27 protein-coding genes are annotated in these 23,970 nt (G+C 39.8%); 13 read left to right on the top strand and 14 right to left on the bottom strand.

What is annotated here, in order from left to right; translation table 11 throughout:
• The first annotated feature begins 18 nt into the window (after nucleotides 1-18).
• On the top strand, nucleotides 19-1,296 hold the full coding sequence (locus MJO53_RS15570; protein ID WP_252079786.1) for an aminotransferase class V-fold PLP-dependent enzyme: 1,278 nt from the start codon (nucleotides 19-21) through the stop codon (nucleotides 1,294-1,296).
• 3 nt (nucleotides 1,297-1,299) lie between these two features.
• Here MJO53_RS15570 and MJO53_RS15565 read toward each other — a convergent pair whose 3' ends face one another.
• Together MJO53_RS15565 and MJO53_RS15560 are read right to left on the bottom strand one after the other, a co-directional pair.
• On the bottom strand, nucleotides 1,300-2,910 hold the full coding sequence (locus MJO53_RS15565) for an alanine/glycine:cation symporter family protein (protein WP_252079785.1): 1,611 nt from the start codon (nucleotides 2,908-2,910) through the stop codon (nucleotides 1,300-1,302).
• 106 nt (nucleotides 2,911-3,016) lie between these two features.
• Nucleotides 3,017-4,144, bottom strand: a complete 1,128-nt coding sequence (locus tag MJO53_RS15560) for a hypothetical protein (protein WP_252079784.1) — start codon at nucleotides 4,142-4,144, stop codon at nucleotides 3,017-3,019.
• Nucleotides 4,145-4,254: 110 nt separating this feature from the next.
• Between MJO53_RS15560 and MJO53_RS15555 the strand changes: the two genes are divergently transcribed.
• The 3 genes from MJO53_RS15555 (at nucleotide 4,255) to MJO53_RS15545 (ending at nucleotide 6,100) form a co-directional block, all read left to right on the top strand.
• On the top strand, nucleotides 4,255-4,752 hold the full coding sequence (locus MJO53_RS15555; protein WP_252079783.1) for a hypothetical protein: 498 nt from the start codon (nucleotides 4,255-4,257) through the stop codon (nucleotides 4,750-4,752).
• Nucleotides 4,753-5,547 carry a tetratricopeptide repeat protein gene (locus tag MJO53_RS15550; RefSeq protein ID WP_252079782.1) on the top strand — a complete coding sequence of 265 codons (795 nt, stop codon included), beginning with the start codon at nucleotides 4,753-4,755 and terminating at the stop codon, nucleotides 5,545-5,547.
• Nucleotides 5,548-5,671: 124 nt separating this feature from the next.
• Nucleotides 5,672-6,100 (top strand): FKBP-type peptidyl-prolyl cis-trans isomerase, encoded by a 429-nt coding sequence (locus tag MJO53_RS15545; protein WP_224836886.1) that lies wholly within the window; start codon nucleotides 5,672-5,674, stop codon nucleotides 6,098-6,100.
• Nucleotides 6,101-6,321: 221 nt separating this feature from the next.
• On the opposite strand, the gene MJO53_RS15540 is transcribed toward MJO53_RS15545, so the two are convergent.
• The 5 genes from MJO53_RS15540 to MJO53_RS15520 form a co-directional block, all read right to left on the bottom strand.
• Complete coding sequence (locus MJO53_RS15540) at nucleotides 6,322-7,032, bottom strand: LytR/AlgR family response regulator transcription factor (RefSeq protein ID WP_252079781.1); 711 nt, start codon at nucleotides 7,030-7,032, stop codon at nucleotides 6,322-6,324.
• Complete coding sequence (locus MJO53_RS15535; RefSeq protein WP_252079780.1) at nucleotides 7,029-7,790, bottom strand: sensor histidine kinase; 762 nt, start codon at nucleotides 7,788-7,790, stop codon at nucleotides 7,029-7,031. The genes MJO53_RS15540 and MJO53_RS15535 overlap by 4 nt, the downstream gene beginning before the upstream one ends.
• A 404-nt stretch (nucleotides 7,791-8,194) precedes the next feature.
• Nucleotides 8,195-8,875, bottom strand: a complete 681-nt coding sequence (locus tag MJO53_RS15530; RefSeq protein WP_252079779.1) for a DUF2807 domain-containing protein — start codon at nucleotides 8,873-8,875, stop codon at nucleotides 8,195-8,197.
• A gap of 3 nt (nucleotides 8,876-8,878) precedes the next feature.
• A complete protein-coding gene (locus tag MJO53_RS15525) occupies nucleotides 8,879-9,637 on the bottom strand; it encodes a hypothetical protein (protein ID WP_252079778.1) in 759 nt (252 codons plus the stop codon).
• 6 nt (nucleotides 9,638-9,643) lie between these two features.
• Nucleotides 9,644-10,444 carry an ATP-binding cassette domain-containing protein gene (locus tag MJO53_RS15520; RefSeq protein ID WP_252079777.1) on the bottom strand — a complete coding sequence of 267 codons (801 nt, stop codon included), beginning with the start codon at nucleotides 10,442-10,444 and terminating at the stop codon, nucleotides 9,644-9,646.
• 734 nt (nucleotides 10,445-11,178) lie between these two features.
• Here MJO53_RS15520 and MJO53_RS15515 point away from each other — a divergent pair.
• Together MJO53_RS15515 and MJO53_RS15510 are read left to right on the top strand one after the other, a co-directional pair.
• Nucleotides 11,179-11,538, top strand: coding sequence for a hypothetical protein (locus tag MJO53_RS15515; RefSeq protein WP_252079776.1), 360 nt, complete (start codon nucleotides 11,179-11,181; stop codon nucleotides 11,536-11,538).
• A gap of 41 nt (nucleotides 11,539-11,579) precedes the next feature.
• The gene (locus MJO53_RS15510; protein ID WP_252079775.1) at nucleotides 11,580-12,167 is read left to right on the top strand and encodes a hypothetical protein; all 588 of its coding nucleotides are present in this window, start codon (nucleotides 11,580-11,582) and stop codon (nucleotides 12,165-12,167) included.
• A gap of 59 nt (nucleotides 12,168-12,226) precedes the next feature.
• Here MJO53_RS15510 and MJO53_RS15505 read toward each other — a convergent pair whose 3' ends face one another.
• Nucleotides 12,227-12,454: a hypothetical protein gene (locus MJO53_RS15505; RefSeq protein WP_252079774.1), complete on the bottom strand. Its 228-nt coding sequence runs from the start codon at nucleotides 12,452-12,454 to the stop codon at nucleotides 12,227-12,229.
• Between the two features lie 193 nt (nucleotides 12,455-12,647).
• Here MJO53_RS15505 and MJO53_RS15500 point away from each other — a divergent pair, with 193 nt between their 5' ends.
• Together MJO53_RS15500 and MJO53_RS15495 are read left to right on the top strand one after the other, a co-directional pair.
• The gene (locus MJO53_RS15500) at nucleotides 12,648-12,860 is read left to right on the top strand and encodes a helix-turn-helix transcriptional regulator (RefSeq protein WP_252079773.1); all 213 of its coding nucleotides are present in this window, start codon (nucleotides 12,648-12,650) and stop codon (nucleotides 12,858-12,860) included.
• 26 nt (nucleotides 12,861-12,886) lie between these two features.
• Nucleotides 12,887-13,786 carry a hypothetical protein gene (locus tag MJO53_RS15495; protein WP_252079772.1) on the top strand — a complete coding sequence of 300 codons (900 nt, stop codon included), beginning with the start codon at nucleotides 12,887-12,889 and terminating at the stop codon, nucleotides 13,784-13,786.
• 783 nt (nucleotides 13,787-14,569) lie between these two features.
• On the opposite strand, the gene MJO53_RS15490 is transcribed toward MJO53_RS15495, so the two are convergent.
• The 3 genes from MJO53_RS15490 to MJO53_RS15480 form a co-directional block, all read right to left on the bottom strand.
• Nucleotides 14,570-15,370, bottom strand: a complete 801-nt coding sequence (locus MJO53_RS15490) for a universal stress protein (RefSeq protein ID WP_252079771.1) — start codon at nucleotides 15,368-15,370, stop codon at nucleotides 14,570-14,572.
• Nucleotides 15,371-15,504: 134 nt separating this feature from the next.
• Nucleotides 15,505-16,875, bottom strand: coding sequence for an aldehyde dehydrogenase (locus MJO53_RS15485; RefSeq protein WP_252079770.1), 1,371 nt, complete (start codon nucleotides 16,873-16,875; stop codon nucleotides 15,505-15,507).
• 105 nt (nucleotides 16,876-16,980) lie between these two features.
• A complete protein-coding gene (locus MJO53_RS15480) occupies nucleotides 16,981-17,769 on the bottom strand; it encodes a hypothetical protein (protein WP_252079769.1) in 789 nt (262 codons plus the stop codon).
• Nucleotides 17,770-17,914: 145 nt separating this feature from the next.
• Between MJO53_RS15480 and MJO53_RS15475 the strand changes: the two genes are divergently transcribed.
• Genes MJO53_RS15475 through MJO53_RS15465 form a run of 3 tightly spaced genes read left to right on the top strand, consistent with a single transcriptional unit; the run spans nucleotide 17,915 to nucleotide 19,262 of the window.
• The gene (locus MJO53_RS15475; RefSeq protein WP_252079768.1) at nucleotides 17,915-18,385 is read left to right on the top strand and encodes a hypothetical protein; all 471 of its coding nucleotides are present in this window, start codon (nucleotides 17,915-17,917) and stop codon (nucleotides 18,383-18,385) included.
• Nucleotides 18,386-18,422: 37 nt separating this feature from the next.
• On the top strand, nucleotides 18,423-19,058 hold the full coding sequence (locus MJO53_RS15470; protein WP_252079767.1) for a GntR family transcriptional regulator: 636 nt from the start codon (nucleotides 18,423-18,425) through the stop codon (nucleotides 19,056-19,058).
• A gap of 57 nt (nucleotides 19,059-19,115) precedes the next feature.
• Nucleotides 19,116-19,262, top strand: coding sequence for a hypothetical protein (locus MJO53_RS15465; RefSeq protein ID WP_252079766.1), 147 nt, complete (start codon nucleotides 19,116-19,118; stop codon nucleotides 19,260-19,262).
• A gap of 5 nt (nucleotides 19,263-19,267) precedes the next feature.
• Here MJO53_RS15465 and MJO53_RS15460 read toward each other — a convergent pair whose 3' ends face one another.
• On the bottom strand, nucleotides 19,268-19,939 hold the full coding sequence (locus MJO53_RS15460; protein ID WP_252079765.1) for an NTP transferase domain-containing protein: 672 nt from the start codon (nucleotides 19,937-19,939) through the stop codon (nucleotides 19,268-19,270).
• Nucleotides 19,902-20,153: a MoaD/ThiS family protein gene (locus tag MJO53_RS15455; RefSeq protein WP_224836903.1), complete on the bottom strand. Its 252-nt coding sequence runs from the start codon at nucleotides 20,151-20,153 to the stop codon at nucleotides 19,902-19,904. The genes MJO53_RS15460 and MJO53_RS15455 overlap by 38 nt, the downstream gene beginning before the upstream one ends.
• 224 nt (nucleotides 20,154-20,377) lie before the next feature.
• Between MJO53_RS15455 and MJO53_RS15450 the strand changes: the two genes are divergently transcribed.
• Nucleotides 20,378-21,460: a vWA domain-containing protein gene (locus tag MJO53_RS15450; RefSeq protein ID WP_252079764.1), complete on the top strand. Its 1,083-nt coding sequence runs from the start codon at nucleotides 20,378-20,380 to the stop codon at nucleotides 21,458-21,460.
• Nucleotides 21,461-21,531: 71 nt separating this feature from the next.
• The gene (locus MJO53_RS15445) at nucleotides 21,532-22,479 is read left to right on the top strand and encodes a 3-keto-disaccharide hydrolase (RefSeq protein ID WP_252079763.1); all 948 of its coding nucleotides are present in this window, start codon (nucleotides 21,532-21,534) and stop codon (nucleotides 22,477-22,479) included.
• A gap of 48 nt (nucleotides 22,480-22,527) precedes the next feature.
• Here MJO53_RS15445 and MJO53_RS15440 read toward each other — a convergent pair whose 3' ends face one another.
• Nucleotides 22,528-23,970 carry a M14 family zinc carboxypeptidase gene (locus tag MJO53_RS15440; protein WP_252079762.1) on the bottom strand — a complete coding sequence of 481 codons (1,443 nt, stop codon included), beginning with the start codon at nucleotides 23,968-23,970 and terminating at the stop codon, nucleotides 22,528-22,530.

Genomic DNA, 23,970 nt, shown 5'->3' with positions numbered 1-23,970 from the left:
CTTAAAACCAACCGAACTATGACCCAACGTAGAAAATTCCTGAAACAAGGTGCAGCGGCGATGATGTCCCTGCCCTTCCTGTCTTTCGACCATCAAAAAGAGTGGTCGCTGACCCCATTGCAAACCAATTCCCCAAAGGATGAAACCTATTGGGGCATGGTACGCAAACAGTTTCCTTTAAAGGAAGGTCAGACCTATTTTAACAACGGAACTATGGGGCCTACATCGGGCTATGCCCTGGACAAAATGTTCCACCACATGATGCACTGGAACGTGGAAGCCGCTACGGTGGACTATAAAAACGGCTCGGGCCCCGAACTGTTGACCGGCTATTTTCCATACGAGGAACTTCGTACCAAATTGGGCAACATTATCAATTGTGATTTTAAGGAGATCTCCTTGGTGCAGAATGCCACTTTTGGAATGAACTACGTGGGTATGGGCCTCGATTTAAAAAAAGGCGACGAATTGCTCAATACCAATCAAGAACATGGCGGTGGTTTTGGGGCTTGGCAATTGCTCGCCAAGCGAAAGGGCTGCGTGTATAAACAAGCCATTATGCCAGAACCTGCCAACGACCCACAGGAAATTGTGGATGCCATTTTTAAGGAAGTCACCCCAAAGACCAAGATAATCGCCATTCCACATATTATTTCCGGTTTTGGAACGGTAATGCCGGTAAAGGCCATTTGTACCGAAGCCAAAAAACGTGGCATTTTTACCATTTTGGACGGAGCGCAATGTGTGGGCCATGTTTCGGTGGACGTTAAGGATATCGGTTGCGATGCCTATTACTCCAGTCTGCATAAATGGCTGTTGGCCCCTGCAGGCAGTGGGTTGTTGTATATTAATAAAGAGGTGGTGGGCGATATTTGGAGCACCATTGCCAGTTATAATTGGGACAATAAGGATGACCATGGTTTTCGTTTGATGCAAAACGGAACGGGCAATGCCGGACTTATGGCCGGTTACGATGCCGCCGTGGACTTTTTCAACACTATTGGCCAAGATGTGTGGTTGGCCCGAGTGAAAGAATTGGGTAAATACCTGCGCGATGGCCTTAAAGAAATAAAGCATGTCACTTTTTATTCATCCACTAACGAAGAACTGGCAGCGGGCATCACCACCTATGGTGTTAGTGGCATGAGCGGCCCTGAGCTTCAGAAATATATGTGGGAAAAGGAACGTTTGCAGCCACGCTCGGTGGGCAACGAAATGTTGCGCCATTCCGTCCATATTTACAATTCCAAGGCAGAGATCGATACCGCTCTGAGATTGATAGAGGGGTTGGGCTGATTTTTAAGGCCGTCGTATCAATTTCAAATATTTTGAAAACTCTTGCTTCACTTTAGGGAACAGGATGAGTAACCCTATCATGTTGGGGAAAACCATGGCCAGGATCATGGCATCCGAAAATTTGATCACAGCATCCAAGGTAATGGCCGCGCCGAGCACTGTAAACAACAGAAATATGATCTTATAGGCAAGATCTATCCATTTTCCGCGGCCAAAAAGGTATTTCCATGCCTGTAAACCATAGTAGGACCACGACAAGATCGTGGAGAAGGCAAAGAGACAAACGGCGGCCATAAGTACATAAGAGGAGCCGCTTATCGAATTTTCAAAAGCCATGGAGGTAATGTTCACGCCGCCCAAGCGGTTGCCATCGTACATTAAAGCCTGACCATTTACCACATCGCCATACACGAACATGCCATCCATATTAAAAAGGATGATCACAATGGCCGTCATGGTACAGATCAGTACGGTATCGATAAAAGGTTCCAGCAGTCCCACCAGACCTTCGGAAGCAGGGTGCGCCGTATTTACCGCAGAGTGTGCAATAGCGGCCGAACCGGCTCCGGCTTCGTTGGAGAAGGCGGCCCTTCTGAATCCTTGGATCAGCACGCCTACAAATCCGCCCGTAATGGTGGCCTTGGGGGTAAATGCTTCGGAAACGATCAGTCCAAAGGCATCGTCGACCCATTCGATGTGGGAAAAAATGATAAAAAGCGAAGCGCCCACATATAGAATGGCCATAAAGGGCACCACTTTTTCGGTCACTTTGGCAATCCGTTTAATGCCGCCAATGATCACAATTCCTGCCAAAAGGGCAAAAACAAGCCCGATAATACTACCGGAAGAAGCTCCGCTGAGCCCAAAACGCTCAATGATCTGTGCCGCAGCCTGATTGCTCTGGAACGCATTTCCGCCACCAAAGGAAGCACCCACGCAGAGTACTGCAAAAACAACGGAAAGGAACTTGCCCAACTGCGTTAATCCCATTTCTTTTAATCCTTTGGACAAATAGTACATGGGGCCACCGAACACATTTCCCTTACTATCGATATCCCTATACTTTACGCCCAAGGTACATTCCACAAATTTGGAGGACATGCCGAGCAGTCCCGCCAAGATCATCCAAAAAGTGGCACCGGGACCACCAATGGAAATGGCTACCGCCACCATGGCAATATTGCCCAGGCCCACTGTGCCAGAAACTGCTGTTGCCAGTGCCTGAAAATGGTTGACCTCGCCAAAGTGGCCTTCATCTTTAATGGTATCCTTTAAGTCTCCTTCGACCTCAAAAACGTGTGGTTGTAATAGGGGTTGATTTTTTTCTAGGTCATCGTACTTGCCACGTACCACTTGAATGGCGGTTGGAAAATGCCGGATGTTCACAAAACCAAAATAAAGGGTAAAAAAAAGTGCACCCACTATCAAAATAATGAGAACTACCGGAATGCTATGACCAAAAATGGGGATTTCTGCCAACACTAGGCTTTCCCACCAAACGGCAAATGGCATAAAACCATCATTGATTTTTTCATCCAACCCTTTGGTTGAGGTTGATGCTAACAATGTAGTACTGGATAGTGATAATAAACTGAATAACAGCGTTCTGCCCATGACTTGAAATTTCCCTGAATTTCTATCCCTGATTTGGATTTTTGGGCAATTGTCGGAAAGAATCCTAAAATGTCAGTAATGCCAAAACTGACAAATCATGCCTAAGTCACTCATTTTCAAAATAAATATTTTCTTTGGGCAATTGAAGACGAATTTTTCGTTCTCGGTTTTCCGACATTTCGAACAAGGTGTTTTTTAGGGGGATATAGTGTTTGTCCTTGGTCCAATTTTGTTTGCCAAAGAGTCCGTTGAGCAAAGCTTGTAGCAAACGCTTCAGCTCATTGTGGTCGTTTATATCGTAATTTTTGGAGCCATCAAAATTTTTAGGTTTGATCTCGAGCCAATCTTCAGTGGGGGCCAATCTACGTTCCGCAAAAGTTTTGAGCAATTTGTACAATGCAGGTGTCAGGGATATATTTCTATCTGTTTGGCCGGGAAATCCTTTTAGGATGACTTCGCAGGTATTGCGATCCCCTTTTTTAAAATTCAGCCGTAATTGATATGCGGTTGGGATAACGGTTTCGGTGAGCTCTTTTACCCAACTTAGGGCCAGGGCGAAAAAGAGCATGATCAACGATGTTTTAAAAATGGCCGAGAACAATAACAAATTAATGGTATTGTCCATAAGCTTATATACTTGTGCTACCAAGGTAATCAATACCGTGAACAAAGAGAGTATCCCAAGTAATGGTAGCCTACGTTTTGTAAAGGATTCCCAGAGTACAAAACCCAAAAAAACAAGGGTCATAAGGGCATAATATACATCCAGTTCGTTTATGGCCGATGCGGACCGGCCCAATATCATTTTATGAAGGGTAGGGAGCAGGGCAAAAACAAAGGGTATTCCAATAACAAAGGGCCAGAACTTGTTTTTTATTAAACCAGAGAACGGTTTGGGCAAATATTTGAACCAAGGGAGGGCCATAAGGATAAATAGGCTGTTCAATAGGGAAAAAACACTCCGAAATCCTTCCTTGGCCGTGGAGCCCCAACCATTTTCGTTGGGCAACAATACCTCCGATAGGCCGGAAAATGCCCAACAGAGTATGGAAAGTGCTAGCCAAACGGGCCCAAAATCCCTTTGCCTTCGACCAATGTGGTACCAAATGGACATAAGGGCCATAAAGGCAAAAAGGCAGACAGCAAATTGCCACCAGCCATAAAATTTGGATATCTCCAAGGCGGAGGCTGCGATGGACCATGCTTTTTGGTATGCTGGACTAAGTAGAAACAATTGGGTCGGTTATTGTTTGTGCAACAATATATGAAAATAGTAGAGGATAGGGATTTTTAGTTCTTTCATTATTAGTATATTGGCCGTTAACCATTAACGAATCCTTTTTTTTGAAAAGCAAACTCAACATTTGGCTGTTGGTCAGTTTTCTTATAGCAGGCATATTAACGCTGTGGCTCTATTTTAAATTGACCGGATATATTTGGGACATTTCGTATGATGAAGCAGTAGATTCAGAGGAATTCAGTCCCTGCGGAGAATATAGTATTTACCCCTATTATCATGTCGGTACGTATCATCGAGGAGGTAAAAAGCATATCAAAAAGAAGCTGTTATCAAAAATAAATACAGAAGGATTACCGTCAAACGGTTTGTTAACGGTTCGTTTTGTAGTGAATTGCAAGGGTGAAACGGGCTACTTTAGAACCAAGATGACCGATGCGGAGTTAAAAGAAATCAATGTACCAACCAGTACATTGGAACATTTTTACAATTTAATTTTGGAATTGGAAGAATGGATGCCGGGAAAAATTAAGGGCACGGCAGTGGACAGTTATGCACAGATCGTTTTTAAGGTGGAACAAGGTAAGATTACGGATATTTTTTAGATGAGGATAGTTTTAAAAATCATAAAAATAGTTCTGGCTACGGTATTTACGCTTTACGTTGGCTTAATTGCTTATCAACTGGTGTTCCAATCCAAAGAAGCACGATTTAAACTTGCCGCAGGTGCGCAGGGAAATAATCTTTCGCAGGCCATATTCGGGATACTTAACTGGCAGCACCCGGAGTATGATGCAGCATATTTTGAGCGATCGGTACCTTTCAATAAAAATGGCGACTACGAAACCGGTTTTTCCTATTTGAACAGGGCTGTGGAATTGAACCCCTTGAACCATCTTGGGTATCGCGGGTACATGAAGTTACGTTTCTTAAGGGACTACAATTCGGCCTTGGCCGATTTTGACCGATTGGATGCCTTGACACCCGAGGTTGTGGATGCTCCCTGGGGAGAGGATATCGATTTTTTGCGTGGAGAATGTTATTACGGCCTTGGTGATTACCCAAAAGCACTAAAACATTTTAAGCAAAGTATCACCAACCAAGGAGCAGAATGGGTAGATGTTCAGGCCTTTGTTTATGTTGGCCTTTGCCATTACAATATGCAAAATTATAATGAGGCCATTGGTGCTTTTAAAACAGGAATAGAGCAATATAGGAACACTTGCGAAGCCTATTATGGTCTGGCCAAGACTTACTTGACAATGGGGGACTCCATAAATGCCCAAATTAATTTACAGAAGGCACAGGATAATATTCAATATAAATATTCCGATGGCTATAAAGAATACCTCAATGAAATCTACCAAGAGGATTTGGATGAACTGAAAACCAAATTTTAACTCCAACACGGTTTTTATGTCCTAAAACCAACTTTTACAAAAGCTATGGTCAACTTCTTCGTTGAACCATTTTATACCCTGTATATTTGCAACGTTTTGATTTTTAAAACTGTAAAACAAAATTATGAGTAAAGTAAAAGAAAACGATACCGTAAAAGTACATTACACGGGCAAACTTGTTGATGGGCAGATATTTGACAGCTCATTGCAAAGAGAGCCCTTGGAAATAAAATTGGGTGAGGGCCAGCTGATACCCGGATTTGAAAAAGGACTTATTGATATGGCCGTTAACGAAAAGAAGACGATTACCATAGATAAGAAAGATGCCTACGGAGAGGTGAACGAAGCACTTTTTCAAAAGATTTCCAAGTCACAATTGCCAGAAGACCTTGAACCAGAAGTAGGTATGGGGCTAGTGGGGGCCAATGCCGCCGGACAGGAACAACAGTTCAGGGTCGCCAAAGTAGAGGAGGAGGACATTATTATCGATGCCAACCACCCGTTGGCAGGACAAGATTTGGTGTTCGATTTGGAATTGGTGGAGATACTATAGTTTACGTAGCCAACATTGTTGGGAACCAAATATTGAAAAGGAGAAAGCCCGGTTTGCGGTTTTCTCCTTTTTTGCTGGATACACCTTCTTTTTAAAAAGCCGAACACAACCTGTGCTTAGTTAATTGGGAGGCGATTTGGTGGGATTAAAAGTGTACAGAATTGGTTTGAGGCTCAGGTTCCACGAATTCTACCTGCAAAACAACTGCTTGCAAGTGTTTTTTATGTAATCTGTAATTTTTGCAACAATTCCTCCTTGTATTTACTGCCAATCGGCAATTGAATCTCTGTTCCAATTTGGATCGTGTTTCCATAAACTGCCGTAATAATTTCGTGCGGAACAATATAGGACCTATGGATTCTGGTAAATTGCTTTTCGGGTAAAAGGGTTTGTAATAATTTTAAGTGCATACTGACCAAAAGTGTTCCGTCTGTTTTAAAAACCGAACTGTATTCTTGCTCCGCTTTGATATATAGGATATCGGAAAAATTAAGCTTTAAGAGCTTTCCATCGTGTTTTACAAAAAGATAGGTTATTTCTTTTTTACTTGGTTTGGATGCATCATTTAACAATTCCAATGTTTTGTTCACTTTCTCCACAGTTTGATAAAAGCGAGCAAAAGAAATAGGCTTCAACAGGTAATCCACCGCATTTAATTCAAACCCCTTAAGGGCATACTCGGAATAGGCCGTGGTAAAAACTACCAAAGGCGGGTTTTGTAACGATTCTATAAATTCAATTCCGGTTATTACCGGCATTTGAATATCCAAGAACAACACATCTATTTTGTTCTTTACCAGTGTTTCAAAAGCTTCTTTGGCATCTATGCAGGTATCAACAACCGTCCAATTTGGGATTTTACTTATATGCGTTTGAATTATTTCTCGCGCCAGCGGTTCATCATCAACAATTAAAACATTAATATTCTTCATGCTAAGACTAATTTCAACGATACCTTGTACACGGAATTATCAATGTCCATATCGTACGTATAATTTTCTGAATAATGTAAATCCAAGCGTTTTTTTAAATTGGTCAATCCCAAACCTCCGTTATCATTTTTAGTTTTGGCCTCTGCAAAGCCATTTTCTACTTTCAATTGTAGCGTATTTGAATTTACCGATAAATTTATACGGATGTCCGTATCTTTTTTATCCACATTATACTTAAAGGCATTCTCGACTATAGGTATAAACAGTAAAGGCGGAATGTTGGCATTGGTATTGTCAACCTGGGTTGTAAAAGAGACTTTTGTATGGTTTAACCGTAAACTCTCCAACTCGATATAATTACGAGTCAATTCAATTTCATCTGACAATGGGATACTTTTCTTATTCGCATTATCCAAGGAATATCGCAAATAATCCGACAAACGTGTCACGGTTTCCGCAGAAGCATCTCTGCGATCATGTAAAATTAATCCATATAGATTGTTCAATGTATTGAACAGGAAATGCGGATTTACCTGAGCCTTTAGAAAGTTCAATTCCAACTGTACTTTCTCTTTCTCCAATTCAAGGTTTCTAGTGTGGATTTGATAATACCCCAGACTGCTTTTTATGGCTATGGGTAGCAATAAACCGGAAAACAGGTTAAAATATATCCCAATATTTGATGATTTAAACAAAAAATTATCGAGAACCGGTTTTTGAAGAATACTTAAATAATCAGGATCTCTTTCCTGAGCCATCGCCGCACAGGTATCACAATAATGAAAGGTGATTTTTTCACCTACTGCTTCAATAAAAATAATAAAAAATAGGAGTAAGAGGAGATATAAAATAAAAGGAACCCAGCGTTTTCTTTCGAAGAAATACGGAATCAATACGTACATCAACGGATAAAAAAACAGTATTAATTCCAGTGTCCGTCTTAGGGGGAACAAATAGCCCAAAGGAGTCGCAGAATAAGGGTCATAGGATGATTTTGACAAGAAATATGAACTGAAAAACAGAACTATCCAAAATAGGATATGAGAGCCAATTCTAATTGCTTTCGAAGAATTTCTTTGTTTTATGAATGTATCTAATATCATAAGTGGCAACAATATACTTTTTTATAAACAATAGATCTTGGCCATAGAATTATACCAACTTAGTTTTTCAGGAGGTTTTTAAAAACCTCTTTGGACAATACCAAAGTAACGCTGTCACTCAAAACCGGATGCATTTTTTTAAAGGCAACGTCGGTTAAATTTGCTACAGAAGTATTCGTCATCTTTAAAGCTATCGAATCTGCTAAATTGTGCTCTACAAATTGAAGATGACTCTTATTTTCCATAGCAATCGATAAGGTTTGTACGGTACAGTTCTGCAATTCTACATGCGAGTATCCCTTTAAATTTAATGTGAAATGTTCGGTCTCAAATCCAGAAACCCTTTGGTGCGTGTTCGTGGCAATTATTCCGGCGAGATTGTTTTTATAAATTATAATTCCAGATGGAGTAGTGCTCAAAAAGCTTTTTTGCATTGAAATATTAGCTCCCGTAAATTCAATAAAGAGTGTATCGTTCTTCACCACACTTTTAAAATGTTCCAATCTCGAACGCAGTACTTTTATGGCATTGGTATCCTTTTGTACAATTTCTATGGGATATCCATTACTTCCGGAAATCGATAGGACTGTATAGTCTTCCGAACTTACCGAAACATAGTTTTTGAAAACATCGTCCAGATCAATTTTATCATACTCTTTTTTTAGGCTTAGATTGGTTGCAAATAGCATTCCGGATATGGAAATACTTAAAATGATGATAAATACATTACTTGTCTTCATATCTTAAATTTCTTTTTCTTTCAATTTCAACCAAACCAAGATCCATAGTGCAATGGGGAAAATTATACGTACAAAAAGAGCACTGTATAAGTTGACGTTATCGGGTAAAAACACTTTTACATTTTCTCCGTGGTGCGAAAACAAAAAACTATCGAAGGCAATGGTGGAAACTATGGTGGCTTCGGGGATCAGAAAGCTCAATAACCATCCGTTTAGATAGTTTAAAAGAAAGAAAAGCACAGCAATGGTCAACAGCATTTTTATAAAACTGTTTTTTTTGAAGATGACACTTCCCAATAGCATTAATGCGTTAAATGTTAGGTAGATAAAAAAGAATTGATAAAAATCGTTCTTAAACGGATTCAGCATGGCCTTAAAAGTTAATGTGCCAGCAAAAAGCAAATAGAAAAAATCCGCGATGTAAAATATGATCACATAAGCAGTTAAAAAGAAAACAGTGGAAATCACTATGCTCGACACCACTTTTTCCGAAGCTTTTGCCGGAATGCCCAAAAGCCACATGCCACTCTGCGGAGTGGAAAACTCACTGAACATAGCATTGGAAAACACACTGCCGGCAATAAATAGACCGATTACAAATACCCCATTCTGTACAGCCCCCGAAAAGCTGTCTTTCCATTGATGTACGACCAGGAACATAAAAACCAGTAAAATGAGCAAGACCAAAAGACCAATTACATAGGTTTTATAATGCTCTTTATATTGTCTTTTGATCAATAAGCACAGCGTTGAATAATTCATGGTGTTTTATAATTTTAGTTTTTGGGCCAACACTGCATTAAAGAGCAGTTCAATGTCTACATATCCCAGTATGTCGGAGGTGTTCTTTTGAATGGAAGCGAATCCGTTGCTAACTTTTTCTTGGTACAGTACTGCGTCATCATCTTTTTTGTTGTCAGACAATTCAAACTGTAATTTTTTTGCGATATCATCCTTATCAAGGTTCAGTAAAATCTGTCCATCGTGCATAATGATCACGGTATCGATCAATTCGTCCAGATCCCTCACTTGGTGAGAGGTGATGATGACAATCCTATCCTCTTTAAACGCATCCTTGATCATATTTCTAAAGGTGATTTTGGAAGGAATGTCCAAGCCATTGGTGGGTTCGTCCATGATCAACACTTTGGTATTGGCGGACAGGGCAAAGCCAATTAAAATTTTCTTTTTCTGACCCAAGGAGAGCTCGGTTGTTCTTTTGTCTTTAGATATGTTGAATTCATTGATGTAGGCATCAAATTGATCGACATCAAATTTTGGATAAAAATCTTTATAAACGGAAATAAGCTCTTTAATGGTCAGGTTGGGTAAATGATATTCTTCTGGAACAAAAAACAAGTATTGTAGAAACTTGACCTCTCGTTTACCAGGTGTCAGACCAAAAACTTCACAACTGCCTTTGGTCGGAAAAAGCATGCCGGTAATATTTTTGATCAAGGTAGATTTCCCTACACCGTTTTTGCCCAATAAACCATAAATTTTCCCAGAAGAAAACTCAAGGTTCATGTCTTTAAATATGTTGATTTTCTTGGAATAGTTATATTCCATACTTTGAATTTTTATCATACCCTTTTTGTGCGCTATGTGTTGTTGTGCAACACTATAAAGGATTTTCCGATGCATAAAATAAAATCAACGAATGCAATCTATCGCTCAATAAAGGATATGTTTTAACTAATGGAGAAAATCAACAATTTTGCAAATAGATTGATCGTGGGTACAAAAACGTGGTAAAACAAAAGTTTGCAGCAAATTGCTTTGACCTAAAATCGTTGTCTTACTAAAGGTTTTTCATAGAGCCAGCCGCACAAGTCTCACCACCAATCTAAAAAGTCTACTAGACTTTCCAGATTGTCGCGTGTACTATAATGTTCTCGCGTTATGTAACTTGAGCTTTGGTACGGCATAAAAAGGGAAGGTCTTGAAGACCTTTTCTTTTTTGAGCGAGCTTTAGTGTTGGCAAAGTTTGTACTACACTTCCAGAAAAATTTCTTCTATAAATTTCCTTTTAAAAAATGTAATGGAATACTGTTTTGCCGAATCAGCGGAGTGGGGGAGGTAAAAGTGTATGGAATGGGTGAAAACCCCAGAATTTTTAAGGTTTTTCTGCAATGAGTTTTTGTTTTCATTTTATATCTTGTTGAAATCCAAGTTATTGACTTCCTACTGTTTACTTCCCCCGAGCATGAACCAGCATCATTGTATGTGTTCGTTTAAACCTGCTTTAATATTTGTCAGAAGTTCGAATTAAATAAGTATGAATCAATAATTGAAATTAAAACATGGAAGAAGAAGAAATTACGCAAAGTACAATCGTCCCTTGTGATGAGGCAAATACGAAGGATTGGTATGCTTGGATTAATAAAATGCCTCCACCACCCGATGATTTTCATGTTGTTGGTGAAATTTTGGTTTCGAATCCAGGAATCAATCCCATATTGATACCAAAAGAACCTCAGGGCATCAATCCGAATATTTTGTTGCTAGATATGTTTTTACATCAAAAACCGGGCATATGGCCGCGAGTTATGGTGTGGAAACCTGTTAAATATGACAAAGTTGCAAACATCAATTATTCTAATGTGAATGTGTTTTGCAACAATAATGTTATTGCCGATATAGAAGTAGTAGATGCTCAATGAATAAATGAGTTTTATTTGAATTTAATGGAAACAAGGAACATATGAAAAAGCTTTTCTGCCTGTTATTTATTGCCTACGGTTTAAACGTAATGGCTCAAAGCACTATTGATACGTTGGACCTGTATAGCGAATCTAAGAAGTTTGGTTTAGTCTCATATCTGACATTTATACAACATTACTCTCCGCAGGCGGTAATATATGCCAATAAAAATATTACAAATGAAGATGCGTTGAATAAGGTAAACCAAAGCTATATCTATTTAACCGTCGGATTCAATTCATTGATCAATCAGTTGTCTGCAGACATGAATCACAAAAACTCTCCATCGAGATATAAAAGACTGAACATCTATTTAAAGGACAAAAAGAAGAATAAGAGAATTGCTAACTATTATACTCTCTTGGAAATCATTGAATACTATTTCATGGCATTATATCAGATGAACGATGGAAGTTCAATGCAAAAGATTGTTGGACCGGATGAGGCACTAACATTTGTGGGTGGGATTCCGTATTCCATATATAAAGACTTTAAAGCCGTAAATACGGCCAAGGTTGCCGCCATAACCGGAATATTGAAAGAATTGCGGTTAAAATCTTTGAATGACATTCTGCCAAAAGATGATTAGTTGTGGAAAGAAATAATACCCAACATGGCATTCTGTCGCTGGATGAAATGGAAAGCTAACTATTTACCCTTGTCATTATTTATATAAATCTCCATAACCGCCTCTTTGAGTTCCATCAGAACATGACAGCAATTTTGACGCTCCAATTCTGAAAAGGTATCCCAAGGAAGAAAGTGGAACATAAAAATGGTTTTGTCCAAACTTTGGGTAAGGGAAAGAAGGTCTCCTTCATGGCATTTTTCTATATAGCTTAAGATAGGGGATAGGTCAATTTTTTTGGGATTCATAAAGTTGGCTATTTGATTGTTGAAAAATTTAAAAATGAACCATTAAATATCGTTTTACTACTAAATAGTTATTTAAAACGATATTAATATGATTTTAAACAGTTCAATTTGGTCGTTTAAAGTTATTAATAAAATGCAAATAAGAAAACTAAGTTTGTGTAAAATGATATGCATTTAACGTAAAACGATTCAAATGAGTACCAAAAAGCCAATTAATAGAATTCGAGTTGTTCTTGCTGAACAAGACAGAACAAACAAATGGCTTGCCGAAAGGGTAGGGAAGAGCAGAACTACAGTTTCCCGATGGTGCACCAACGATATGCAGCCCTCTCTTGAAACTCTTCGGGAAATTTCAGAAGCTCTTAATGTGGATATTCGTGAGCTTTTAGTGTCAACAAAAGATTAATAAATAAGGCAGTAAAAATTGAATTCATGAGCACAACGTTAATAATTTTTCTGATACTTTCAATATTTATTATTTTAAAGTTTTCTGCAATAAAACTTCCCACATTTCTACCAAAATTTATTGTCCGGATTTTCAAAAACCCAAAGCCTGATTCTAATTGGTTTGAAATTTTTAAAATTCTAGAAAAACTTAGTTTAGCCTTCGTTACTGCGCTCATAATATTTTACTTAATTGACTACATTCCTAAAAAAAGAACCGAAGAAAAAGCGGTTGTGATAAGTGAACAAGCTCTCACGAATATTTATATGAACATGAGTAGCATGATTGCTCCACTAAAAATGATTTTTGAAATTGACAAGGAAAATGCAAAAATTAGGCAAGAAGATTTAGAAAAAATCAAAATTTATTCTGACACCCTAGAGAGAAAGTATTACTATAACTCTGATATTTATCTTAGTGATAAAGGCTACAATAAATCCAACAAGGGTATATTCCTTTATAGGAATGATCTATATCAAGGAGCTAAAAAAATTAAGGATTTAATAGATGAATTATCAGCTTTACCATCAAGTTCTAATCTACCTAGAGAGTTAATTGAAACCCTTTCTGCAATTCGTTCAAGCGATTTTTTAAGAATCTGTACTGACTTTGGAAATCCTTTCACGTCAGCCAGTCATGAAATTTACTATTATGATTCAGCTTTTTATGAATTCATACAGCATTATCAAAAATTATCTGCTTATAAATTTCGCAAAATCTGGTATGAATATTCAAAGCTAGGTGAAGATGAAATTTTAAAACTAAAAACTAAAAAAAGAGAAGTTTACGAATCCGTTAAGAATCAAGTGCAAATGAACAGAAGCAGCTATGTTTTTTTTATGGATGGCATTCAATATAGAATACAAAACGGACAATTGATTGAGTAGTGTGTTGCGGAGAGGGTTATGAAGAAAATGCGGGCGAGTAGGGGGAGTGAATTTGTGGCTTGCACGGCAGCGCCATTGCCCTGGGCTTTGTGTGGGGACGTGAAACGCCCAAGGAGCGAAGCTACAAGGCATAAAGGGCGCGCGGAAGCATATTTTCTTCTTGATTTTTTGTTTCTTTTTTATCAAGAAAAAAGAAAGGGAAACTTCAATTAGACTTCAAGTAGCATGTGTATGGAAATTTGAGGAGCAAATTTTATACTTATGCGGGTTCTGGGCAGAATTTTCAACAACTTTTCTTCTCTAAACATCAAACTAAGATTATAGTTCAATTGAGCCTGAAAATCTTTGCTTTTGGCCGGGGCAAGCGTGGGCAAATTGTGTGGAAAAGAAAATGCGCGTAGCATTTTGCTTTTGTAAAACAATCGAGCGTTTGCGCGCGGCAATTAAATATAACGACAAATTATGGTACAAATGAAAAGATGCGGCGCAGCCGACCGCTAAAGAATATTTCATGACCCTGTTGTCAGTTTTATTTCCTGACGAACTGCCGAGGGATATTTGATATAATATAGAATTATAGCTTACGAATGCGGACAAGCAACAAACATTATCAGCAAATTGCTTTGACATAAAATCGGTATCGTTATAGCACTAAAGCGCTAGAACTAATTTTATATCAAATAGCACAGCTATACGCAATTTGCTACCCATAAGCATTTGTACTATAATTTATGTTATGTAAAATAGAAAATAAAAGAAGCCCTAACAGCTTCCCTTTCCAATCTACCCTCCCAAAATCATTAATGGAACGTTGGCCTTTCGGATAACGGACTTTATGGGACTCGATTTAAAAAAATCAGAATCGTTTCCTTTCTGGGAAATACACAATAGCTGCGTATTTGTCCTGGAAACATAACTCACCAAGCCATCAACGGCATTACTGCCTCGACTAAAATTATAGGAAACCGTTTTTTGCCATGGATATGCACGGGTTTCCGATTCCTGTTCATCGGAAATTCCAAAATGTCGTACCGGCCTTTCGTTATCCCGTTTTAGTTCCAAAATTAGGTCTAGGTCGTTTTCCGCCAATTCATCGCCGAAAATACCCAGATTAATATCGTCGAACGAACGCAAGGTGTTATCGTTGCCCAATATTAGAACGTGGGTATGGCTAACCTGATCTATTACAAAATCTGTGATACTTTCAAAGAAAACTCCAATTTTTGGTCGTTGTTTGCCCAAAACCAAAAAATCGGGTGTTGCCTTGGCCAAATAGTCACCGACCCTGTTCCTAACATTGCCATATTCCAGTTTGTAGCCGATGGTGAAATCTTCATTCAAGCTAACGCGCGAAATCAACTGCTCCAATGCCGACCTCGTGGCCCTATCATCTTGGTTCAGCGTTCGAATGGCCGATAATTGGCTATCACCTTTGATTAGATTTGTAGCTGGTTTTACATGGAAGACCTCTATGTCACCATCAACACGCTTGGCGAGCTCTACCGCACTGGACAGGACCGATTCAGAGTTGTCCGTCATATCCAACAATACGGAGATACGATACTTTTTGTGATGTTTTTTCATACCTGATTGTGATTATCGTTTTACTTAAAGATACTACCTAACTCGCTTTTATCCCGTTTTTTAACGCAGGATTAATAGATAAATGTGATTTTCGCAACCAATTTCACATCAAATCAAAGATTTATAACCACTTTTTAGAAGAAATGTTTGATTTTTTTCATCAAACCCAAAGAAATCGTGTACGGCGCGTACCTCAATGGAACATCTAACCAATTGGCACGTTTTACAATCGATTTATGGTGCGAAAACAAATCAAAGGAATGTTTGCCGTGGTAACCCCCTATTCCAGATTGGCCCACCCCACCAAAGGGCAAGGACTTATTGCTGATGTGTACCACGGTATCGTTTATGGTTCCCCCGCCAAAGGAGTATTGGCGCATCATCCGTTTTTGAAACTTTTTGTTGGTAGAGAACACATAAAAGGCCAAAGAGTTGGGGTAGCGAGAAATATAGTTGTCCAGTTCACTTTCGTCATCATACGAAATTATGGGCAAAATAGGACCAAAGACCTCCCCTCCCATTACAGTACTCTCCAAGGGCGGTTCGTCCACCAATGTAGGTTCCACAAAACGATCTTTATCGTTAAAATTACCTCCAAATAGTATTTTTTGACCTTGGAGCATGACTTTCAGTTCTTCGTAATGCTTACTCGTGGTAATCCGTGCAAAATCCTCTGAGTTTTCAATAGTATTTCCATAAAATTGTTCAATGTGGGATTTTAACCCGTCCACAAGGTCATTTTTTACGCTCTTGTGCACCAAAATATAATCGGGGGCAATACATGTTTGCCCTGCATTTATAAATTTTCCCCATGCAATTCTCTTAGACGCCAATTTTATGGATGCGGTTTCGTCCACAATACATGGATTTTTGCCACTAAGTTCCAAAGTAACAGGTGTTAAATGTTCCGCTGCTTTTTGGTACACAATTTTACCGACACGTGTACTGCCCGTAAAAAAGATGTATTCCCACTTTTCGGCCAATAGTTCGGTAGATGCCTCTACCCCACCCTCAACAACGGTAACATACTCTGGCGGGAATACCTTTTGTACTATCCGTGCGATGATCTTAGACGTGTTCGGGCTAAATTCCGATGGTTTAAGAATTGCCGTGTTTCCGGCGGACAAAGCTCCTATTAAGGGTGACATGGTGAGCAAAAAGGGATAGTTCCAGGGTGAAATGATGAGCACTTTGCCATAGGGTTCCGGTTGTATCCACTCTTTGGACGGAAAATTTAGCAAGGATGGTCCAACACTATTGGGTTCGCTCCACTCCTTTATATTTTTAATGGCATGCTTTAACTCGGCCAAGGTCAACTGGGTCTCGGTGGCCAGGCTTTCGAACTTTGGCTTTTTAAAATCGGCGTACAAGGCATCGCACACGGCATCTTCATGACCCTCAATCTCTTGTAGCAATTTTTTCAGATATTTTTTTCTAAAAGCAACATCTTTTGATTTGTGAGTGGCAAAAAAATCATTTTGGGCCGTTACCAATTGCTTAACCATATGAGAAACGTTTCTTTAAATATAACCAAACAAAGAACAGTAACCTATTAAAACAAAAAAGCACCGATAACAGTCGGTGCTTTCCATTAATATTGTTGGGGTGATTTATAATGTAATCTCCTCAGTAGCTCCGTTTGGATAAATTATGGTGGCTACGTCATCGCATTCTCCGTTTCCAAAATCCACCGTAACGGCCAATCCGTTTTTGGAGATCGTCATGCTGCCCGTTGTCAGGTATTCACAAGTGGCATTGCCTTGAAGATCTTCGAGGGTTTGCACGGAATAGGTGTTTCCTTCGGTTTCCACGGTCCAGTTGCCCGAAAGACTGAATACGGTACTTTCCAATTCATCACCAAAGGTGATTCCAAAAGTTTTGGTTCCATTTTCCGAAATTATCGATTCGTCTTCCATCTCAATGGTCATGTCGCTCTCCACGGTGAAAGAAACCGAATTTTCTTGGCTTCCGGCCGAAATTTCGTAAGTTCTTGTTCCATTGATCTTAATGTTGCCCACATAAAAATCTTGGTACGTGGCCGTAAAGGACGATTCTTCCTCCCCTACTTCATACGTTACGGTAACGGTACCGTTTGCATTATCCGTTCCGTTGAGCAAACAATTGTTAAAAGTGGCCACAAATCCCGTTTCGGTATACTCGGCAGAATAACACTCACCGTCTTTCGCGGTAGCTGTTTTTGCCGTATTTCCTGCAAAAAGATCGGCCAATGCGGTATCTGCGGCACCAGCGATCTCATCGGTATTTAAAATGGTCTGTAACTCCGCTTGTGTAAGCTTTTCGCCCTCACCTGGCATGGCATCCTCACTACAGGATTGAAAACCTGCCAACGCTATGGCAATTAAAGAAAAGGTTAAGATTTTAGAGCTAAGTTTCTTCATTATATATGGTTATGTATTTACTTAGCAAGAACGTGACGCGTATTTTTTTAGTGTATTTATCAGTTTTAGATCGATGAAATACCCATATAGGTTGGACTTTTTTATCTAAATTGTCTTATTTTCAGCCAAACAATACATAGGTCCCATGAAAAAATTCGGAAATGTTTTACTGCTTTTACTCCCTCTTATCTGTGTAATCTCTTGTAGTGATGATGATGGAAACGATGATGGATTTTCAAGTGCGGAACTTGTGGGTACATGGGAACTGGTGGAGGTTAACGTCAGTTCGCCGATAGATCTTGATGGAGATGGGTCATCATCCAATAATTTGTTGGATGAGGAAAATTGTATTGCGGGTACCATAACACTTAGGGACGATTCCACTTACCAGTTCGAGGAGTCCAATTTTATACTTACCCCTATCACCAATAATTTGTACGTGGCCAGCTGCAATGGCAGCAATTTGGCCACAGGCGTATGGGCCAGCAACGGATCCGAGGTGGCTTTTCAGGGCAGCACTGTACTTGGAACCTTGCAACTGAGCAATAATAGGATTATCAAAACCGTTGGCGAGGATTTGCCCGGTATTTCCTCGTTCATTTATGAACGGAGGTAGGCAATCCCTAAAATAGGAGCTGTCCATCCAATACAACATGGGTAAAACGCATGCATTACGGGACGAAGTAAAGGACCATTTACTGCTTCAAATCCAAACAGGGCAATTAATTGTAGGAAAAACAATTAATTTGGCCGCCCTTTCCAGGGACATGGGGATAAGCGTTACCCCTATCCGAGAGGCTTTGAGTCAATTAGAGCAGGCCCAGGCGCTACAGGCTGTTCCCAATCGGGGATTCATCGTGGCCCGACTGTCCCAACATGAAGTTAAAAACCTTATCGAGATCGTTGCCCAATTGGAGGTAATGGCTCTGGAAAATTCCGTTTTCCACCCTGATCAAATAGAATCATTGGCGATCCTACAGAAAAAAATGGAGGAGGCCAAGACTTTGGAAAAGGGCTTGGTACATCGGTTCAATTTTCACAATACATTGGTGCAGCACTGTACCAATAAAATCTTGCTTCAAATTTTAAAAGACCTTAAGCTCAGGCTTCATTTTTATGAGCATGATTTTATCCAAGACCATGATTTTTTCGAAAACATAAAAGTACAGGCCCGATCCGTTTTGGAAACCATACAAGAAAACAATCTTCCCACAGCCGCATTAATTTTACGTATGCACTGGATGTCTGTTTTAGATCATATTGAAACGCAAATCTCAAAAAATGGATAACCTGTTGGTTTTCAAAATAAAAAGAAGCCCTGTCCGTTCTATAAAAAATGCTTCATTATGCAATATTTAAATAAGGAAATAGAATTGCTTGCCAAACGGAAAAAATCTAGATCATTGATCAAAAAGCAAATTTCTTGTGGCATTTTCCAAGATTTGGATACGCTGGAACAGAATCAGGTCAAAAGAAAAACATTCCAGAAATAAGGGCACTACCCTCTCAACATATCTTTAGCATACGTATAATCTAAATCCGTATTTGCATTGAACAACGCCTGTTCGTTTTTTGGTGTTACTAATGTAATTTCGGAATCCATTAAAAACTTTCTGGGGCCATATTGCTCAGCCTTTTTTAAAAAGTGTACCGCTTTTTCCAATCCCCCAGGCTCCCAAATACAGGCCAATGGTTCGGGCTTTTCTGTTTTTGGACCAAGGAATGCGGTTGCCGATTTTTTTGGGTCTCTTGCGTTTATTAATTGTTTCAGTGTTGCCAAGTCCATAAAAGGCAGATCACAGGCCAAGACCAACCAAGCTGCGTTTTTATGGGTGTTGTGTGCACTCATAATCCCATTGAATGGTCCGTTGTACCGATTTTGATCCACTATGGCCCTTGCTCCTTTTGGAATATTTGAATATTGGGATGGGCGTACGCTCAAAAAAGTCATCTCACATAATTGGTCCAATAAACGGTACAAATGTTCGCGCTGTGGAACCTTATGGTATTTTATTAAACCTTTGTCCTTGCCCATGCGCTCGCTCTTGCCGCCAGAAAGTACAAGGCCGTAAAGATGGGCAGGTTTTTGGACCACATTGTTCAAACTGTTCTTTTTAATATGAAAGCTTCCACTACTCCTCTGGTGATGGAATAAGTGCAATTTCGTCATAAGAATTGATTCTCTCATGATCTTTGGCAAAATTCTGGTTGACGGCCACGGTTACCCTAGCAATTTTTTTGAGTTCAGGATAACGACTTTCCAAAAACTTCTTGAGCTCGCCTACCGTATTTGGGATTTTTTTTCCGGAGAGGCTTGCTGTTGGTACAGATAAAGATGGGGTTCCTACAATATCTTTGGTAGCCCCGAATAATAATATGGTCATACAGTTCAACCTAATAGTGTTAGTGTTCTTTTGATTTTGGTCAGGTAGGTTGGTAGGTTTGTGTTGCTTTGCAACGGACGTGAAAATATTAAAAATTAACTGGATCTGAATCATTTTAACAGCCCCGGTATTCTTTTAACTTTTCTTTAATTCAATTCCACGAAATCCAGATACTTTTCAATCGATTTCAACGTTGTGCAGAAAGGACCTTAACTAATTTGAAAATGAAAAATACACTTCAGCTCAGCTTTATTTTGGCGTTTAGCCTAATCCTTTTTTCTTGTGGCAATGCGGACGACGATGTTAGTTTCAACATCAACGACAGGGAATTGGGCCTTGGCGAAGAACCGGACGACTGCCTTGGTTTTGAAGAGAACGATCTTCTATTGTCCATTCAGGATGAGTTTACTACCCTACCCGGAAAAGTTTCCATACTATTTAAAGTATCCGATCTTTTGGGCAATCCCATTTCTGGACTGACCGCCGAACAGTTTGCCATTTATGAGCAAGGCAGGAACGATGATTGTTTCAATTCCATTTCGTCATCGGAATCTTTTGCACGTATATCCCCCAACTCCCAAGTATTCAACAACAACACTGTTCTGGTCTTGGACCTGAGCAATAGTGTTCTACAAAGTAGTTTGGATGAATTAAAGACAGCATCGACAAGCTTTATCAATAATGTAATGCCGAGTCCTGCTACCGATTCGTTTAAAATGGCCATATATTGGTTTGATGGTGAGGACGAACTTCATTTATTGAACCCATTATCATCTTCTGCGACCGAATTGACCGCTTCTGTAGAGGGTATTACCACCGATATCAGTAACGACCCGTCCACTGATCTTTATGGAGCAGTGATAAAATCCACCGAAATAGCAGAAGATCTGCTCACCGAAAATTCCGATGTGATCGGCGCAGCTTCCGTGGTATTGTTTACCGATGGAACCGATCAAGCATCCCGTTATAGCGAATCGGATGCCTTGCGAGCTGTAAACGATGCCGATAGGAATATTTCATTTTTTACAATAGGACTCGGTGCGGAAATCGATACCGAAGTCCTTACGGAAATTGGAAAAACGGCCAGTGTTTTTGCGAGCAATTCCCAAGAGCTGGAAAATACCTTTAACGATATTTCCCAAAGAGTTGCCGAACAGGCGAATAGTTTTTATTTGTTCGAATATTGCACACCAAAGAGAGATGGAAGCGGCGAAAGCAACTTGGTGATCCAGCTTACCCACAATAGTCTTCAAGGGGCAGTGCAGACCAAATTTAGCGCCAACGGATTTACCGGTGGCTGCGAGTAGACCGAACATAAAAGCAGAAACATTTTTTGGATTATACGTATCTTGGGTCAGCAATAAAACTCAACAAACATATGATGACCCAAAAGAGAACTATTTACACCTTTATTTGTAGCTTTCTGCTCGCCTGTACAACAAGTATGTATTCCCAAAATATAAGCCCGTTGGAAGGCCGATGGGACTTGGAAATGGATTTTATGGACAAGACCTCGCCTTCCTGGTTGGAGATCAGGCATTCGGGCCATGCTACGTTGATCGGCCGTTTTGTATTTGCCTTTGGTAGCGCCAGGCCCATTTCCGAAGTAGAAACATATGGTGACAACAAGTTTACCTTTAGTATTCCCAACCAATGGGAGCCTAAAGGCAGCGACATGATTTTTCATGGAGTGCTGGAAAACGATAAACTAAAAGGCACCCTGATCTATACCGATGGATCTATTATTGATTGGACCGGGGTAAAAGCCCCAAAATTGACATATACCGAAAACCCTAAATGGGGTAAAACCATAAGTGTTTTTAACGGCAAGGACCTATCGGGCTGGCATATTGATGGAGAAAAGAACCAATGGCAGGTCAAGGATGGTATTTTGACCAGCCCAGAGTCTGGATCAAATCTGATCACGGATGAAAAATTTCAAGATTTTAAACTACATGTAGAGTTTAGGTATCCCGAAGGAAGCAATAGTGGAATCTACTTGCGTGGTCGGTATGAGGTACAGATAGTGGACAGCCAAGGCCTGGAGCCTTCCGACATCTATTTAGGTGGTGTATATGGATTTTTGGAGCCCAATGAGAATGCTTCCAAACCTGCAGGAGAATGGCAAACTTATGACATTACCTTGATCGGAAGACGTGTTACTGTGGTATTGAATGGGAAAACGGTAATTTCCGATGCCACCATTCCCGGTATAACGGGAGGTGCTTTGGACAGTAAAGAAGGAGAACCGGGCCCTTTTATGATCCAAGGTGATCATGGACCTATTGAGTACCGAAGTTTTGAAGTGACCCCATTGAAAAAATAAAAAAATAACCCCTGTCAACACGCAGGGGTTATTTTTTATGATTCTTATTTAGCGAAAAATCAATCCGTTTCCTGTATTTTGGCCATCCAACGGTTGAGATAGGTCAATTAAGAATCCGTTGATTACTGCATGTGTCAATATTCCGTCTTTCTTTAAAAAGAAAGTTGGATTAATGCCAGGTCTAATACTAAAATCCTTCATTTCAAACTCCTCATGGACCAGCATTAAAGGTAAATGAACAAATCTGCTTTTTTCCGGCATTTCGGTTTTTACATAAGCCACTCCATTTTTTAACAGATCCATGGCGTTGGTAATACGATCTACCTTAGCCACTTTAGGCGGCACAATTTTGTACCCTTTGGCATCAAAGGTCTTGTACCCATAAAAGGTGGAAAGGTCGCCTTGATCACCGACAGAACCTCGATAATAAAATTGCTCATGGTCTTCCAAATCGATTTCGTGGTTAAAAATTCCTAAATCGAGGGTGTAATCATTTCCCAATAGTTCGTAGGTCACGTTTTCAATCTTTAAATCGAAAAGCTTTCGGTCGTTACGTGGTATTTTTTCGTAATCTTCAATAGGGATGTCCTTATATGTCCCTTTGGCAATAGTGTACAAAGCAGAAAGAATTGATACATAATTTAGTTTTCTAATTTCTTGCTTTTCGGGATCGTTGGTATAGCCTCCGGATTCGATTAAAATTAAGCTTGTGCCCCATTTTGCAATATTGTCGCCAAATGCACGGGGTTCAAAATCGTCGCTATAGCGCCCAACCTGCCCCGGCGCATAGTTTTGGATGATCTTGTCCATGTATACGATTACCTTCATCGCATTGGCGCGTAGTTCGTTGATATCCTTTTCGTAGTTATAAGCAGTTGCCAAGTACGAAATAGTGGCTGGTTTTTCTGTACGTTCGGCATTGTAGTACGTACTTTGATCGTGCAGATTAAATCCAAAATCGGCGTCCAAACTGTCACGGATTCTTTTTAAGGTTCGACCCTCGGGAGACTGTAATCGCAAAGCATCCCGGTTGATGTCGATTCCCAATGCATTCCTTCTGGTATATACCTCCGCCCCATCGGGATTAAGCATCGGTAAAAAATGCAATTTTAACTTGGAGAGTATTTCTTCTTTCTCGGTCTTGAATTCAGGCGCATCCAAAAAATTGATGATATCAAAAATTGCCTGCGTTGCCGTGGGCTCGTCTCCGTGCATTTGCGACCACAAAAAAATATTGATGTCTCCAGAACCAATACTGATCAAGTTTAAGTCTCTTCCTTGTATGGATTCTCCAACTTTTTGGACCTTGAACTTGGGATTGGCCGCCGTTTTCTGAATTAATGGCTGTATATCGGCATATTTAATTCTTCTTTTGCCAATACTGGTTTCCTTGTATGTGTCGTATGTTTTGTACAATTGGGAAGTCAGTTCGTCTTGTGCGTGTACACAAACGGCCAACAAGATGGTTAGTAACGACAATAACTGTTTCAT

The organism is Flagellimonas marinaquae, assembly GCF_023716465.1.
Taxonomy (GTDB): Bacteria; Bacteroidota; Bacteroidia; order Flavobacteriales; family Flavobacteriaceae; genus Flagellimonas; species Flagellimonas alginolytica.
Note: the sequence above shows the minus strand (reverse complement) of the source record. Positions and strands in the feature narration are given on the sequence as shown.